Below are 295 nucleotides of genomic sequence, written 5' to 3'. Positions count from 1 at the left end.
TTTGCTCTTTAAAAATCTGGATCAAGCTGAAAATTGAAACGACACACAGTTAATGTGTGTTCGAGTCTCTCAAATTTTCGCAAGTCGATGATGAATCGAAAGAAACATCTTCGGGTTGTGAGGTTAAGCGACTAAGCGTACACGGTGGATGCCCTGGCAGTCAGAGGCGATGAAGGACGTGCTAATCTGCGAAAAGCGCCGGCGAGGTGATATGAACCTTTGACCCGGCGATGTCCGAATGGGGAAACCCAGTGTGATTCGTCACACTATCGTTAACTGAATACATAGGTTAACG

1 rRNA gene is annotated in these 295 nt (G+C 46.1%); it reads left to right on the top strand.

The annotated features are described in order from the left end of the window. Nucleotides 1-121: 121 nt before the first annotated feature. Nucleotides 122-295, top strand: a 23S ribosomal RNA gene (locus N037_RS15615); the annotation flags it as partial.

The sequence above is a fragment of the Enterobacter sp. EGD-HP1 genome, assembly GCF_000733275.2.
GTDB lineage: Bacteria > Pseudomonadota > Gammaproteobacteria > Enterobacterales > Enterobacteriaceae > Enterobacter.
This window is presented reverse-complemented; position numbering and strand designations above follow the sequence as displayed.